We start from the raw sequence: 17,110 nt of genomic DNA, 5'->3' as shown, positions 1-17,110 counted from the left end.
CTGCATGTAACCAACAATTCTTACGCGTACCCCCAAAGTTAAAAAACGAATAATTTTCTAAAAAATAGTATATATTTAAAACACAAAGAGACAGATTCCCTCTGATTCATATATACTAAGAGTTCTTAAATAAAAAAGGTTATTTCTATGCGTACGTTTATTTCATATTTACTTATTGCATTATTAAGTTTTGGGCTACTAGTGCACGAAGCATCTGCTAAACGCTTTGGTGGGGGTAGAAGCTTTGGTGTTCAACGCTCACAAAGTAGTTTATTTTCAACCAATAAAACACAAAAATCGAGTGTTATTGGGCAAAGCACTAAAAGCTCGAGTAGATGGGGTGGTCTATTAAGTGGCTTATTAATCGGTGGTTTATTAACCAGTTTATTTATGGGACATGGCGTTACCAGTGGAATTTTATCTTGGTTAATTTTAGGCGCAGTTCTTTTCTTTATCGTTGGATTCTTTCGCAAAAAAATGCAGCCTGGTTTTCAAACAGGACAATCCAGCCCTTTTAATCAAAATCCTTTAAATAATTTTACTCAATCATTTAGTAATAGTTCCATGGGAAGTAACAATAATGCTTCCGGATACCCCATTGGTTTTGCTCCTGAAACTTTTTTGCGTGAAGCTAAAGTAACTTTTAATCGTTTACAAGCTGCATACGATCAAAAAAATCTTCAAGATTTGAGTGAATTTACCGCACCGGAAGTATTTGCAGAAATTAAAATGCAATTAGATGAGCGAGGCGACATGCCTAATAAAACAGAGGTGATTACTTTGGATGCAGAATTACTGGATGTTTCAAAGCAATCTAACTCATTGATTGCAAGTGTCCGCTTTACAGGCTCTGTTAAAGAAAATGATGAGCCTATAAATCAGCTCGATGAAATTTGGCATTTCCGTCAGTTTCCTAATAGTTCTCAATGGGTTGTTGGTGGTGTGCAACAGGAAGTATTCCAACCTTAAGACTTTACGTGCTCTAAATCAAAATATGGGGATTTCTAGTGAATCCCCATTTTAGAATAAAGACACTCCCTTTGCTTAAAGTATTAGTCATTCACTTTACGAGACTTATCCATAAACTCAATATCCTTTTGAAGATCCTCTGTTAACTCTGCTTTAGAATTTTTATACTTATCTTGATTTTTAGAAAAAAACAAAACCCCTAAGTCCTTTAATTTTAATTGGTGTTGCAATGAAACATAATTGACATAAGAAAAAGCATCAATCAAATAAGCATCCCCATGTTTATGATGCTCCGTTCTAATTTCGCATCCAGGGTAAAATTTTTCTATATCCGCATTAAACTTATGAAGTTCTTCGAGAGCTTGCCTCCGTATATTGGGATCCATACTATCACTATGATAGAGCGAGGCTATATTGGTTTTATACCCAATGACTGTATTACAAGGGTTGGTCCAAAAGTGAGTCATGCCAAAACGTTGTGGATCACTTGGAATTGGATGAAATCGATTAAGCATGTCCACCATTTTTTTTACATATACACCAAAAACCTCTTCACTATTAATAATTATGGCACGACATTGCCCTGGAGTTTTGAGAGAATTAACTACATTTACTATGGCTGCTGCGGGTAACAGTTTTTTAAGATGAGTCGCAATCTGTTGCGCATCATCTTCGCTCAAAGCAGGTGATACAATTCGAAGTTCTTTTTTTCCAATACTATTTAATACGGTTCGACATTCAAATTGTAACTGATTATTCGTGTTCTTATTATATAATGTTTGCAAAAATATTCTTATCTTATCTTCATTCTGAAGATATGCTTCAAACACTTTTACAGGATTATAAATGATTGCACGAAATTGGTTTCTTATATTCCTAGATGCAACTACCTCGCTCTCAGCTAAGGGTAGAAACATTTTAATATATTTAGCGACTTGTTCTGCATCATTTTTACTCAAAGCAGATGAAACAATTTGAAGTGCATCGCCTCTTTCTTGATTCCTGGATTCAAACAGCAGGGGATTATTAAAATGATTGGTGTAGTAGGTTTGAAAAAATAGTCTTATATCTTCTGCATTCATATTAGTTACTCATAAATAATTTATAACTCACCAAATTCTCGGTTCGTCATTATCTTCTAATTTATTATTTCGACAAGTTTCAGCAGAATAGATATTTTCATTAAGAAATCCCAATTAATGCAATCATCGTTTTCTATCTGGCATACTCATTGAAATACATCAAAAAGAATAATATTCAAGCAAAAAATACAATTTAAATCCAATTAATTATTTTTATAAGACATATGAAAATTACAAATAGTCTATTTCAATAAACAAAACACCGTATGTTAATTTTGGACCTTGATTTATTTATAGTACCCTTTGACTCATGATTGATTTTAGGCACTACTCTCTAAAATCAATCAAAAAGTTTTGTTGTCTGTTATTAGGCAACGTATATGGACTCAATTGGTGTGAAATCCTAAGTTCGCTATCTTCGTTAAGGTGTTAATTTATCTTTATCCTAAAATTACATCTTATGTGCCATATCTAAAATCATATAGGCACCAGCTGTAGACAATGATTTATGCATTAATCGACAATTGAATCCTCTAAAAAAAGCACTAACACCATGATTTTTATAAATTTGAGAAGCAAGCTGTCCTAATGATTGATGTGCGTTATTACCCGTACCCGCTTGCTTCTGGCTTTTCAATACATCAAGAGGCGTAGTTGCAAAAGCAACTGGGGCTGAGGCACCCGTTGCCCATAAAATGGTTGATAAAAATGTTTGTTTTTCGCGTTTGGTTTTAATTGCATTGTATGTCATAAATAAATAAAACCAACTAGGAAACGCTTTTCCTAACGTAGGAACACTTCCAGAAAAAAAGCCAGGCAAACCTCTTTGTTGATAAATAGTATTCATTGCTTGGAAAGGTGTTATAGGTTTAGTATGACTTGCAATAGTTCTCATTTGTACTGTTTTGATGTTTTCAATTGGACTAACAACTACAGTATCAAAAACACTTGCGATCGCTCCTTTTAGCACACCTCCAGAAAGCATAGGAAGCTGGAGCTTATCAATTTCTTTTGGCATATGAGTAATCAATAATGGTCTATATGCTACTTTTCCAAGTTGACGAATAACACATGATAAAAATCCTGTAGAAAAATGCTTTAATTCCAAGCCAGCAAATTGTTTTATAACTGAATAAGAACTTTGAGCAAGATTTGTTTGAATTGCAACTTTTAATCTTTCTGCTGGATGACCTATACATGTTGTAAAAATTGTGTATCCCATACTAAAAGAATAAGCATCCCAAAGAGTTTTTTGCGCTCTTTTTTCTTGACTCATAATACCCTCTTTTAAACAAAAGGATAAATAATATCATGATGATTATTTATAATGCATTTTTTTATCTATTAAGCGAAGATATATTTCCACTGACTTGACAAGAATCCGCCCTGTAATAGGATTATCATTGATTATTCTCATAGTTTGCCAAGAGGTCTTATAACAATACTCATCAACAGAATTTAATTTAAGATTAAATGTTCAGAATAGACAACCACCTGATTTTTCCCATTTTGCTTTGCTTTATATAACGCTTGATCTGCATAATTTACAATATCATTAAAATCATGACTGTGAGTCAAACTCGAAATTCCAATACTAATCGTTACATGCACTTGTTGCTCATTTATTGTAAAAGCATGATTAGAAAATTGAAGGCGCAAGTTATTACAAATTTTTTGGCTGTTTTCAAGATTGGCACCAGGCAATATTAGTACAAATTCCTCTCCACCATACCGTCCAATAATATCTTGATTACGTAACCCCATCATCAGCATAGAAGCAAGCTTTTTAATCACCGTATCACCAAAAGGATGGCCATAGGTATCATTAATTAATTTAAAATTATCAATGTCAATCATCACAAAAGAAAGCGATGACTGCTGTTGTTTTGCTCTGGAAATTTCAATATTTAAACGATTTAAAACACTGGAATGATTTAATAAACCAGTCAAACTATCTGTGGTCATGTAATAATTTAAGATACTCGCACGATTGGATCGCGATCTTACTGCGGAAACTAAATCTTGTGGCGAAACAGGTTTGGTGAGAAAATCATCTCCACCTAAACTAATTGCCGCTAATTTCTTATTTTTATCATCTTCTGTAGATAGAAAAATAATGGGGATTTTTGTGTATCGCCTATCTTTTCTAAGTAACGTTGCAAGCTCCAAACCTGAGCACTCCGGCATATAAATATCCATCAAAATTAAATCCGGCTGGAATGTTTCGAGCTCTTTTAATAAGTCCAAAGGTTTTGTAATAGCTCGAGTAATCATATCCGCTTGTTTTAAAATCAACGAATAAAATTCCGCTAATGATTGTGAATCATCCAAAATTAAAATTCGGTATGCTTCATTAATAGGTGAAGTACAATTTAAATTTATTTCTTGTATCATATAAGAAACATCAAGCGGCTTTTGAAAAAAAGCAACACAACCAGCACGTATCGCTGTGAGCCGAGGTAATAAATCTGCATTAGGAACAATACAAAATAATTGAATGAGCCCTTTCTGATGTTTTTCTACAGTAGTTAGGTATTCAATAGAGGATTTATCTAAATAATCAGTATCAATAATTAACGCAATCGGTTGATTTTTCTGAATTAAATTCTGTAGTGATGTCATATCTTTTATATGCTGTGTATCATATCCAGCCTGTTGCAGGCTAGCCCTTAACTCGTTGACTAATGCTGTTTCTTGTTCCAGAATATAGACTAATTTATTATCTGCCGATTTTTTCTCAGCGATAAAAACGAGTGACTGTGGCGAGTCTTCATGGGCCAATACGCCTTTTAATTGATTAAAATATGAAGTAATTTTTTCTCGATCGTCCTCTGTTAATTTCCCATTAGCAAGTATATTTTTTAATAATATTTCCATCTGCCGAGCAGTCTTACCCAACTCCAAATAACCATAGGTTCCAGCAGAACCACATAAGCTATGTACATTGCGATGGAATTCTTGGAAACCCGCTAAATCCCATTGTTTGAGTTGAGCTTGCCATTGCAACTCTAAACTATAAATTCGCTCAGGAAGCTGCTTACGGTAGCGCATAAAAAGATTATGTAATTTTTTCTGTATCTTCTCATCCATGATATTTTAACCAAGCATTGTTTATTGAAATCGCAAGAGTCAAAGGATCAAAAGGTTTTTTAATAACATCAATTGCTCCTATAGACTTATACTCTGCTATTTCATCACTTTGTATTTTAGCCGTCATAAATATAGCAGGTATTTCCATAAACTCAGGATTTTTCCGTAATTCACATAAAGTGGTTGGTCCATCCTGTTCAGGCATCATTACATCTAATAAAAGTAAATCGGGAATAAACTCCTTCGCTGCATCAATAACCTCTTTACCATTAGAACAATACCTCACTGTAAAATCACCAATATCCTCCAAGGCGATTTGTGCAATTGCTCTTATGTCCTCTTCATCTTCTGCATATAAAATCTTTTTAAGTTCTTTAGGCATTTTCTATCCCTTTAATTAATTAGTTAAAGAAGTTTTTTAATCGTATTAAGTAAAATTTCATTCGAAGAATTGGATTTAAGCAACGCTTGACTTACAAACCTAGAATAATCCTTATTTAAATTGGTATCAGAAAATACGAGAACAGGTGCATGATATTTCGAGATCATCGGCAAAATTTCTATTCCATTTCCATCTGGCAATAATAAGTCTAAGATGATCAAATTATATTTATCTTTTTTCAGCATTTCTTTTGCTTCTTTTAAATTATTTGCTGTAGTTACCTTCGCATGTTTTTCAAGAAGCGCTTCTACAATTTCTTGGGTATCCTTATTATCTTCAACATGTAATATATGAGGAAAATCTTGAGAATCTTTTTTCTGTATTTTATTAATTGCCGTAAGTAATTTATTAAAATCAATAGGCTTATCTAACCAATCTATTATTGAAACAGCATCTCCATTAGATAATTCTTTTCCTGTCTGAGCAATAACTGAAAGTACTATAACCGGCAAATTCATGGTATTTTGATTGGTACGCAACTCTCTAATGAATGAAATTCCATCTTGATCAGGTAATATTAAATCCAACAAAAGCGCATGATACTCATGATTTTCTAATAACTTTCGTGCATCAGCAGCATTAATAGCCACATCAACAATAAAATCAGCAGACTCTAAAAGTAATTTTAGATAATTGGCCTGATCACTATCATCTTCACAAATCAGCAATCTTTTGCTCGTTTCTAAAGTTAATAGTTTATTTTCTTCATGAGAAACAAGTGGTTGCTGTATTAGCGGTAAATCAAAATAGAAAGTCGTTAGATCATTAGGCTTGCTCTCAAAATGTAACGTTCCACCCAGTTTTTCAATAATTGTTTTACTAATATTCAATCCCAAACCTGTTCCACCTTTTCCTCGAGTGTTTGAAGAGTCTCCTTGAGAAAACTTTTGAAAAATACGTGATTGAAATTCGGTTGATATGCCTATACCTCTATTTGCAATGGATACTCGAACTGATGAGTCCATTTGTTTTACTGCAACAGTAACTTTTTCATTTTCATAAGAAAACTTACACGCATTGGAGATTAGATTTGCTAAAACTTGCATTAACCGACCAGAATCTACTGAAACCAAATATTCTTCATCATTGGGGATTAAATCAATGCTTACGCCAAATTTTTCTGCGTACATTTTATTAATGTCTACTGACTCTTTAACTATTTGATTTAATTCGATCACTTTTAATTCAAAATCCATTTTCCCTGCTTCAATTTTTTCAATATCTAGAATGTCATTAATCAATAAAAGTAACCGTTCACAATTGTTATTCGCTATTTCAAGCAATTTTTTTGCTTTTTCAGGAAACGCCCCCATGATCCCACTCACTAATAATCCCAAAGAACCACGTATGGAAGTAAGAGGGGTGCGTAATTCATGGCTTACGGTAGAAACAAACTCATCTTTTAATCTCTCAGTTTGTTTGAGATCAGTAACATCATGGATGACAATAACAGCACCTAAATTGCTTTTCTCTGAATTAATAATTTTTTGTCCATCGATCACTACCTGCCGTACCCCATCATTTTTAGTATGCATCATTAATTCAACCCCACGAACAAGCTCCCCTCTCAGAGCCCGCTTAAGTGGAAATTCATCTGAACTGATTGGCGTATTATTTAGAGTAAAAAGATTCAAATAATCCAATATATTATTAATATTTTTGTTTATCTTGTCTGAATTGATATACTTTTGAATCGTATGGTTTAATACAGTAATTCTACCTGCCGCATTACACGCTATGATTCCATCTTCTAAATTATCAAGCATTGCGTTAAGAAATTCTTTCTCATTTTCTATAGCAAGAATCATTTTCTGGTAATAACCAGATGCGGTGAGTGCAATTGTAAAAATCAAGATACTGAATCCTGTAATAAAATAGGCCAAGTAACTTGGTGCTATTGCCGAATTTTCGTGTACCATGCTATGTGATAAATTGGGTGTAAACACAGCGGCAGCCATACCTGTATAATGCATGCCACAAATAGCCAATCCCATGAGAAAAGAGCTTATGATTTTCAAATTAAATTGTCTTTTCTTTGAACCATAATTGCTTTGCAAAGCAAGCCAAATTGCAGTTTCTGCAGCAGCAACTCCGATAGCAATTGAAAGAAAAAACAAGCCGGGCAAATAGTGAATGTTCACATGGATCTTCATTGCTTCCATGCCCATATAATGCATGGTAGAAATAGCAAGACCAACAATTAATCCACCTAACGCAAAATGAAAAATGGAGTAATCTTTTTTCTGTAAAATAAATAAAGCTAATACAGAGGCGAGTACAGCAACAATTAATGAAGCGGCTGTCCAACTTACATCATACTCCATAGGCATAGGCATGATAAAAGCTAACATTCCAACAAAATGCATTGACCATATTCCTGAACCCATGGCAAAAGCACCACCGGCAAGCCAATAAAACCGAATTTGACTATTTTTTTCAGAACGAAGGCGACCGACAAGATTTAACGCAACATAAGATGCAAAAACAGCTATTACGTAAGACAAAACTACTAACTTCAAATCATAATAGCCAGGTATTACATCTGCTGGAATAGGAGTTGTTTGAAACCATTCAGAAAATTTGCTCATTATTACGTCCTGTAATCGCAACCGCTGGAATTTAATTTATTTAAAGCATCAAGTGCCTTATTTAAATTATATAAGATAGAAGCAATTTCGGATAGGTACTACCGCCTTGGATAAGAGGGTTCCAATAGTTCTTCAGTTAATTTCGTGAGTTCTTTAGCTTCTTCCGATTCTGCTTTGACCTTTAAAAGTACTTCTTTTATTCGTTGTTGTTTGTCGATACACTGTTCCTCGTATTTAGTGGCTTGTTCCACATTTTTAATGGCTTTATCTACACTTTTGACTGCTGCTCTATGCAAGAGTATAGCCTCTTTCAAACCTTCATAGGCAAGGTTTAAGTTTGCAGTAGCATCTTTTAACTGACGCTCTTTTTCCTTTATACTACATCCAAATTCATGATGTTTTTTCTGTAACTTTGAGATATTATTTTTCAACGTTTTAATTGTTTCGTCTTTAATTACCTCGCCTTTTATTACTCGACCATTAATTGTTTTGTCTTTAATTAAGTAATTAGGTGATTGTATTTTTTGTAGAAGTGCCCGCTGCTTTTGTATCTCGTTACCTTCTTGATGATGCGCCGCCACCGCACCTATAAGGGTTGTACACTGCTTAGCTAGTTCCTCCCTAGCATTTATTAAATATGCTACCATCGTTTTTAATTTTTGTTGTGAGCATTTCAATTCTCCTCGTGTTTCTCTAAGTTTTGTAATCGTTTCGGGTAAAGACGTATTAATTTTGCCTATTTTTTTAATACAATTGCCAATTGTTTGTATGAATGGCTTAAAATGTCTCACAAAAGCATCCAAGATATTAGTTTTATCAGCTTTTAGATTTGCCGGAATGCCACCTTCTTGCCTGGAAGGAGTTAGTAAGTCTTTTTTGTTTCTATTATCCTCAACATAAGTCTTTAATAACTTAGCTTGTTTAAACTCCTCACCCTGAGTCTGCCCTCTCTCTTCCATTTCTTTCATTAACTCGTTTAACTTTTGCAATCGTCTTTCAAAGTCTTCGACTTCAGAAATGAATTTTTTGGGGAAACTAGTCATTATTATCTCAACATTCTCAATCATCAACTCATAATTTATTATTTAGCCATATAGAGCAAAAACAATCCAATTGATTATGTTTATATGTCATATCAAAGCGTTATATATCTCTTTTATAGCATCTCAATAAGCCTGGACAGCAAAGGGGCATCTACATTCTAGCTTGTCCACAGAATCCAAAATCTCACTTTCCCAAATTTTAACTTATGGCCAAGAGACAAGGAGCAAACAGCAAATGCTTTTTCAGGTGCGGGGATGAGCATGTAGCAGCTTACACCGCCTAGCTTCTTCATCGACATAATGTCAATTCGGTCAAATATGAGATACTTGGTGATAATTATCTAGCGTCATCTGGGCTTCAAGTTACGATTTGAGATCGATAAAATCGTTTGTTCTTACTTTACATAATGCCGTCATGGCGTCCAAATCGTGAGCCCCCGCCAGCGAACCCCGCGCGCCCCCAAGCCCTTCGGCAACGAGAGACGCCCCCGAATGATATTTTGATGTCTGAGCTAAGTTTACTAAATCATGGTTTGATAAATTTTGAGCGGTTTCCATTTTAAGTGCTGGTGGCAATTCATTAAACTTCTCGAATTCGGGTTGCATACTTTCACCTTAATTCTATTCACTGGGGACAATTTAAGAAGAATTATACTTAAATTAATTGAAAACATTAGGTGATTTTAAATTGCCCCCAAAAAAAGAGTACTCAGAAATATTATTACATTAATGCGAGGTCCCCCCCCTTTCTCGGACTTATTGAGAAATTACTCTCTTTTTCCAAACTCAAAGAAGAGGGCTAGCGAATTATCACAAAAGTGAAATAAATTTGCGCGCCATAGCGCGCTCAGCGATAGAAGCGAAGCATAGAGCAGACCTCGCTAGATAGGTATTTCTTATTTAGATATATTGAACATCAATAATTTCGTATTCGACCATCCCTCCAGGGGTATTTACTGTCACAGAATCATCTAACTCTTTGCCAATTAATCCGCGCCCTATAGGTGAGCTGTAAGAGATTTTATTCTGTTTAATATCTGCTTCATCTTCACCCACAATTTGATAAGTTAATTTTGTATCATTGGCCACATGACAAATAGTCACGGTACAGCCAAATACTACTTTGCCATTGTTGGGCAATTTACTGATATCAATAATTTGAGCATGAGATAATTTTGCTTCTAACTCCTGAATACGCCCTTCATTAAAACTCTGCTGTTCACGAGCAGCATGGTATTCCGCATTTTCTTTTAAGTCACCATGTGCTCTAGCCGTGGCAATCGCATCCACAATGCGAGGTCTATCAACAAATTTTAATCGGTGTAATTCTTCTTTTAATGCTTCTGCACCATGTACTGTCATAGGATATTTGCTCATATCTACCTCAATATAATTCCTTTCTTAATGTAAATCCTGTAATCGTGTTACAGTTTCTCTGTCTTCATATTTCATTGCAAGACAAGCAGCCTCAGCACCTGACAAGGTCGTAGTGTAGCTCACCTTATGTTGCAATGCATTGCGTCTAATTGCAAAAGAATCAGCAATAGCTTGCTTTCCTTCTGTTGTATTTACAATGAAATCAATTTCATTATTTTTTATAAAGTCTAAAACATGTGGTCTTCCTTCGTTGACCTTAAACACTCTTCGGCAATCAACTCCAGCCGCTTGCAAAGCCAAAGCAGTACCACGTGTTGCTATGATTTCAAACCCTAATTCAATTAAGCGCTTAGAAATCTCTCCTACTCGCGTTTTATCCGCATCTCGAACAGAAACAAAAGCGCGACGACGTTTGGGAATATTACTGCCTGCTCCCAATTGTGCTTTAGCATAAGCCTGTCCAAAACGTCTTGCAATACCCATTACTTCGCCAGTAGACTTCATTTCTGGACCAAGAATAGAATCTACTCCAGAAAACTTAATAAAGGGAAATACAGGCAACTTAATTGAATAAAACGATGGCATGTGATGATTCTGACTCAATCCTTGCTCTTTTAGACTAACACCTAATTTACAAAGAGCAGCAATTTTAGCTAAAGGAAGCCCGGTAGCTTTAGATACAAAAGGTACAGTCCTTGAAGCTCTTGGATTAACTTCTAAAACATAAATATCATCAGCCTGAATTGCAAATTGAGCATTAATTAAACCTACCACACCTAACTTCAATGCCATTTGACGCATTTGCTCCATTAAGTCCTGTTGTACAACAACACTAAGACTAAAAGGAGGTAAAGTACACGCAGAGTCTCCTGAATGAATACCCGCCTGTTCTATATGCTCCATTACGGCTCCGATTAATACTTCCTTGCCATCACAAACTGCATCAATATCCACTTCAATCGCATCATTTAAAAATTTATCTAACAATACTGGCGAATCATTAGAGACAGCAACAGCATGGGACAAATAATGGCGCAAATCTTCTTCCTGATAAACAACTTCCATAGCACGCCCGCCAAGCACGTAAGATGGCCTAACAACCAAGGGATAACCAATTTTATTTGCTAAGGCAATAGCCTCTTCTTCACTACGAACTGTGCCATTGTCAGGCTGGTGTAATTTCAATTCAGTGACTAATTTTTGGAAACGGTCCCTATCTTCTGCTCTATCAATTGCATCTGGGGAAGTTCCTATTATTTTCACGCCATTAGCTTCTAAAGCACGAGCTAATTTTAACGGGGTTTGGCCACCATAATGCACAATTACCCCATCAGGTTTTTCTACTTCAGCAATGGCTAAAACATCCTCTAAAGTCACTGGTTCAAAATACAAACGATCCGAGGTATCAAAATCAGTAGACACTGTCTCCGGATTACAATTTACCATGATGGTTTGACAACCTGCGTCCCTAAGCGCCATAGCTGCGTGTACGCAGCAATAATCAAATTCAATTCCTTGACCAATTCGATTGGGGCCTCCACCAAGTATCATAATCTTTTTCTTGTCTAAATCAGGATTAGCCTCACAACTACTTTCATAACATGAATACATATACGCTGTAGCACTGGGAAATTCACCCGCACAAGAATCAATGCGCTTATAGACAGGAAAGATTCCTAATTCCTTGCGTTTTTTGCGAACCTCTTCTTCAGTACACGACCAAATCTTGGCTAAATAAGCATCTGCAAACCCCCGCTTTTTCAATAAGCGCAGCATTGCTGCATCAATATTATTTAATGTCTTATCAGTAACAGAACGTTCTAAGGTAATCAATTCTTCAATTTGTGCCAAAAACCATGGATCTACCCGACTTTCCTGGTGAATTTCCTCAAGAGACATATTTTTCCGGAAAGCATCGGCAATATACCAGAGTCTATCTGGAGTAGGCTCACGCAAATTCCCCCTTAAGCGTGCTAAATCACCTTTTAAAAACAATGGATGTAAGCCGCAACGACCTATCTCTAACCCACGAATCGCTTTTTGTAAGGACTCCTGAAAATTAGAGCCTATGGCCATAACTTCACCAACAGATTTCATTTGTGTCGTTAGGGTATCTGAAGTTTGAGGAAATTTATCGAAGTTAAATCTAGGTATTTTAGTCACTACATAATCAATGCTTGGCTCAAATGAAGCAGGAGTCTTACCTCCAGTAATTTCATTTTTTAACTCATCAAGAGTATATCCTACAGCAAGCTTCGCCGCGATTTTTGCAATTGGAAAACCTGTTGCCTTAGAAGCTAATGCAGAACTTCGAGAAACTCTCGGGTTCATTTCTACCACAAGCATGCGCCCATCTTCAGGATTAATGGCAAATTGCACATTGGAACCCCCAGTATCAACCCCAACAGCTCTTAATACCTTAATTGCAGCATCACGCATACGTTGGTATTCTTTATCAGTGAGCGTTTGTGCTGGAGCAACTGTAATTGAATCGCCTGTATGTACTCCCATAGGATCAAAGTTTTCAATAGTACAGATAATAATACAATTATCATTTTTGTCGCGTACTACTTCCATTTCAAACTCTTTCCAACCTAATACTGATTCATCGATTAACAATTCATGGGTTGGCGACAATTCTAAACCGCGCATACAAATTTCTTCAAACTCTTCACGGTTATAAGCAATTCCACCGCCACTGCCCCCCATAGTAAATGAAGGTCGGATAATCGCCGGATAACCCAAGCGCGCTTGCACTTGTATCGCCTCTTCCATGCTGTGCGCAATAGCTGATCGCGGCATCTCCAAACCAATTTTAATCATCAGTTGTCGAAATTTTTCCCTATCTTCAGCACGATCAATTGCTTCCCGTGTCGCGCCTATCATTTCAACATTATATTTTGCCAAGATCCCTTCACGTACCAGATCTAATGCACAATTCAAAGCAGTTTGCCCCCCCATGGTAGGCAAAAGAGCATCTGGACGCTCAATTTCAATGATTCGAGCCACTTCCTTCCAAGAAACAGGCTCAATATAGGTCGCATCTGCAAGTTCTGGATCGGTCATTATAGTTGCGGGATTAGAGTTTACGAGGATCACTCTATATCCTTCTTCCTTTAGAGCACGTACAGCCTGAGTGCCAGAGTAGTCAAATTCACAAGCTTGCCCTATTACTATAGGACCTGCCCCAAGAATAAGAATGGATTTAATATCGGTTCGTTTTGGCATGGTAACAACAAAAAAAGATAAAGTGACATATTTTACCGAGTTTTGCTTAAAGTTTATACCCTTGACTTACAATTATGTGTATAGATTAGCTAAAACAACTTGAAGACCTGCTTCAGTTAACGATAAATATTTATAATTTGGATCCGCAGTTGTTCGTTCTAACCATTCATTAGCGATGCAAACATCCGTTAATTTTTGCAATTGCTGCAATGAAACAGGCTCTTTTAATTTTTGAGAAAGAATTGCTGCAGATTCATCTTCCATATTTAAAAAGACTTGATCTCGAGTGACTCCCTGAACTTTCATTACATCATAAAATAAACCTAAAATATCAACTTCATTCATGATGGCTGTCCTTATAAATAAGCGTCAGTTTCGGCCTCAACCCGAATGAATCAAGAGAATGATTCCACTCGTTTATCTGAAACATACGTTATTAAGTCATTTTTATGCTTATTTATAGTATAAGCTTAAATTATCCTATGAAAAAGAAAGTTAACGTCTCAAATTATCGAATACCCTCAAAGCTGTAGTCCATTCTTATGCTCCAGTTGCAATGTCTGAGAATACGGATTATTTTTAATTGCTGGTCCAAAAAATGCTGGAGAAAAAGCACCCATGCTAAAATTCATTCTTTGTATTTCATTTAATTGAAACAATTCATCCACCAAAACACGGATTTCAACAACACCATCACTCAATTCCTGGGAAGAACAATAATTTTCTGTTAGTTCATACCAAAGATATCTTGTTTCCATTTGATTGTAAGATCTTGGCTTTTTAAAGAGATCTCTATTTAAAGGATGCTTAGAGTTTTTTTTCAATAAGTGCAAGAAACTGTCTCTATCCGTAACATAACTTGCAGCAGGGACATGATACCAGCACTCCCCTTTTTTATATTGTTTGACTAATAATATAGGTATTCTTACTTTATTGTAGGCGATAAGCTCATCCTTAATTTGACTTTTTTCGTTACTCAGCAATGCCAAATGTACCTCTTCTAATTTGGAAAAAAGATCTTTATATTGAGTATATAAGATTTTTAAAATAGTTAATTGTTCTTTTGTTTGCCGTGCTAAAGGCTCTTTGACATTTGTTAAGTGAGCGAGAAGTCCTTCAATTCTTTTTAATTCAGTTTCATCAAATAAAATAGGGGGCTCTCGTGGTTCTTTATTTTGTAAATCTGGGATCTCGAAATCTTCATGCACGATCTCAAAATGTTGCAACCCATCAATAATTCGTTGATCGCCAGCATCACTATTTAATTGATTCGTATTGGCAAATCCTACAAAAGCTTTAATTGAATTCCAAAGAGTTTGACTAAGGATTTGTTGCGTACTTAAAGTACTCCAAAAACCATCCATTCCATAGAGAAGACTATTTATAAAACCAAGGCCTAATGCCTCAGCCATATGGACTATTGTACTACACAATAAAAATACAGTTAAAAGAGCAAGGGCACCGGTTATGATTACTGCCGTAATTGGAAAAACAAGAAAAAGAGTCACTAATATATTAATCGCTTTAGAAATACCTTCATGATTCAAAGTCAAAGCAAGTGATAAAGGTAAACCTGGGATAGCACAAATCCCAACAAGAAGAGCAATAATTGCATAAAAAGCATGTTGTGCAAATACACGTAATGGCAAGGCTACAATGCCTAAAAAAATTGCTAAGAGACGTTCTAAAACATACATAAAAATATGTTGGACGTAAGTTTAATATAAAAAGTATCGTAATTTTCAATATCAAACCAGTTTTTTTGGCAACTCAGTCACCCCAACATTTGAATCTATTTGAACCAATATTATGGTGCCGCATATAAAGCACTTGGGGATCAATTGTCAAGAGATCTTATTTTTATTTTGAATTGAGTATGACACATGATACCCTTATATTTGATTTTGTTTAAAACAAGTTGCTCCTATTATGGAAGAAGTTGATGTTATTATTATTGGTGCAGGTGCCGCAGGCTTAATGTGTGCTATTGAAGCAAGCAAACGCGGTCGTAAAGTTTTAGTACTTGATCATGCCAATAAAGTGGGTAAAAAAATTTTGATGTCTGGTGGAGGGCGTTGTAATTTCACCAATTATTATATAGAGCCCGAAAAATATAAATCCAATAATCCTCATTTTTTTAAATCGGCTTTAACCCGCTATACCCAATGGGATTTTATCGAGCTGGTAAAAAGACATAAGATTCCTTTCCATGAGAAAACTCTAGGACAACTCTTTTGTGATAATAAATCAATAGATATTGTTTCCATGCTGCTTAAAGAATGTGACGTTGCCGGGGTTACAATACAATTAAACACGAGCATTGAAAAAATTCATAAAACGCAAAGTTTCAAAATACAAACCACTAAAGGGGCTTTTCATTGCCAATCCGTAGTTATTGCCAGTGGTGGGTTATCTATACCTACCATGGGAGCGAGTCCTTTTGCCTATAAGATTGCTGAACAATTTGGGATTAAAGTATGGCCAACACGAGCAGGACTGGTTCCTTTAACCCTAGATGTAGTCGAAAAAGAAAAAATCGCATTACTTTCAGGAATTGGAGTTGATAGTTTAGTTAAAAATGCTTGTATCGAATTTCGCGAGCATACATTATTTACTCATCGAGGTTTGAGTGGTCCTGCAATCTTACAATTATCTTCCTATTGGAGTGTTGGCCAAACTATTTGTATCAATTTATTACCTGAAATTAATCTTTTTGAATATTTAAAAACCGCTCGAGTCAATAAACCACAAAAACAATTAAATTCAATATTGTCCACGCTCTTACCTAAGCGCGTCATTGAAGTTTTTATCAAACAAGAAATTGCAGAAAAAAAATTGGCTGAACTACCCAATCGAGACCTAGAATCTGTAGCAAAACAATTTAATTCCTGGGCCGTAAAACCCAATGGAACTGAAGGATATCGAACTGCAGAAGTAACAATTGGTGGAGTAGACTGTAATTCCATTTCATCAAAAACCATGGAGTCTCATGAAATATCTGGCCTTTATTTTATCGGCGAAGCCCTGGATGTAACAGGTTGGTTGGGAGGATATAATTTTCAATGGGCATGGTCATCAGGTTGGGCTGCAGGCCAAGTAGTATAACACCAAAACAGAACCTTCTATTTTATGGAAAAAGGAGATTTAAATCTAAAAATACGATGCATAAAGTATCAAGCAGGTAATAGATATTTTGAGAAATGACTTTTTAATTAACTTAACGTTAGCTTAATGAAGTTTGGGTTATAATTACACGCAGTGCCTATCTTTGCAGCATAACATAAGTTAATT

13 protein-coding genes are annotated in these 17,110 nt (G+C 35.5%); 2 read left to right on the top strand and 11 right to left on the bottom strand.

Going from position 1 to position 17,110, the window contains the following annotated elements:
* The first annotated feature begins 147 nt into the window (after positions 1-147).
* Positions 148-969 carry a Tim44 domain-containing protein gene (locus Lsan_RS06160; protein WP_058513616.1) on the top strand — a complete coding sequence of 274 codons (822 nt, stop codon included), beginning with the start codon at positions 148-150 and terminating at the stop codon, positions 967-969.
* A gap of 83 nt (positions 970-1,052) precedes the next feature.
* Here Lsan_RS06160 and Lsan_RS06155 read toward each other — a convergent pair whose 3' ends face one another.
* The 11 genes from Lsan_RS06155 to Lsan_RS06105 form a co-directional block, all read right to left on the bottom strand.
* On the bottom strand, positions 1,053-2,051 hold the full coding sequence (locus tag Lsan_RS06155; protein ID WP_237762058.1) for a hypothetical protein: 999 nt from the start codon (positions 2,049-2,051) through the stop codon (positions 1,053-1,055).
* A 451-nt stretch (positions 2,052-2,502) separates the two neighbouring features.
* Entirely contained in the window at positions 2,503-3,327 is an 825-nt protein-coding gene (locus Lsan_RS06150; RefSeq protein WP_058513615.1) for an MC/SLC25 family protein, read from the bottom strand.
* Positions 3,328-3,509: 182 nt separating this feature from the next.
* Positions 3,510-5,141: a diguanylate cyclase gene (locus tag Lsan_RS06145; protein WP_058513614.1), complete on the bottom strand. Its 1,632-nt coding sequence runs from the start codon at positions 5,139-5,141 to the stop codon at positions 3,510-3,512.
* A complete protein-coding gene (locus tag Lsan_RS06140; protein ID WP_058513613.1) occupies positions 5,134-5,523 on the bottom strand; it encodes a response regulator in 390 nt (129 codons plus the stop codon). The genes Lsan_RS06145 and Lsan_RS06140 overlap by 8 nt, the downstream gene beginning before the upstream one ends.
* A gap of 23 nt (positions 5,524-5,546) precedes the next feature.
* Positions 5,547-8,171: an MHYT domain-containing protein gene (locus Lsan_RS06135; protein WP_058513612.1), complete on the bottom strand. Its 2,625-nt coding sequence runs from the start codon at positions 8,169-8,171 to the stop codon at positions 5,547-5,549.
* Between the two features lie 98 nt (positions 8,172-8,269).
* On the bottom strand, positions 8,270-9,238 hold the full coding sequence (locus tag Lsan_RS06130; RefSeq protein ID WP_058513611.1) for a hypothetical protein: 969 nt from the start codon (positions 9,236-9,238) through the stop codon (positions 8,270-8,272).
* A gap of 339 nt (positions 9,239-9,577) precedes the next feature.
* Positions 9,578-9,820 (bottom strand): hypothetical protein, encoded by a 243-nt coding sequence (locus tag Lsan_RS22595; RefSeq protein ID WP_058513610.1) that lies wholly within the window; start codon positions 9,818-9,820, stop codon positions 9,578-9,580.
* A 294-nt stretch (positions 9,821-10,114) separates the two neighbouring features.
* Positions 10,115-10,591 (bottom strand): transcription elongation factor GreA, encoded by a 477-nt coding sequence (greA, locus tag Lsan_RS06120; protein ID WP_058466527.1) that lies wholly within the window; start codon positions 10,589-10,591, stop codon positions 10,115-10,117.
* Between the two features lie 24 nt (positions 10,592-10,615).
* Positions 10,616-13,819 carry a carbamoyl-phosphate synthase large subunit gene (carB, locus tag Lsan_RS06115; protein WP_058513609.1) on the bottom strand — a complete coding sequence of 1,068 codons (3,204 nt, stop codon included), beginning with the start codon at positions 13,817-13,819 and terminating at the stop codon, positions 10,616-10,618.
* A 72-nt stretch (positions 13,820-13,891) separates the two neighbouring features.
* Positions 13,892-14,164, bottom strand: a complete 273-nt coding sequence (locus tag Lsan_RS06110; protein WP_058513608.1) for a hypothetical protein — start codon at positions 14,162-14,164, stop codon at positions 13,892-13,894.
* Between the two features lie 176 nt (positions 14,165-14,340).
* Positions 14,341-15,516, bottom strand: a complete 1,176-nt coding sequence (locus tag Lsan_RS06105) for a hypothetical protein (protein ID WP_058513607.1) — start codon at positions 15,514-15,516, stop codon at positions 14,341-14,343.
* Between the two features lie 232 nt (positions 15,517-15,748).
* Here Lsan_RS06105 and Lsan_RS06100 point away from each other — a divergent pair, with 232 nt between their 5' ends.
* Positions 15,749-16,924, top strand: a complete 1,176-nt coding sequence (locus tag Lsan_RS06100) for a BaiN/RdsA family NAD(P)/FAD-dependent oxidoreductase (protein WP_058513606.1) — start codon at positions 15,749-15,751, stop codon at positions 16,922-16,924.
* Positions 16,925-17,110: the final 186 nt, after the last annotated feature.

The sequence above is a fragment of the Legionella santicrucis genome, from assembly GCF_001468135.1.
GTDB lineage: Bacteria > Pseudomonadota > Gammaproteobacteria > Legionellales > Legionellaceae > Legionella > Legionella santicrucis.
The sequence above is the reverse complement of the archived record's forward strand: the minus strand, read 5'-3'. Positions and strand labels throughout refer to the sequence as shown.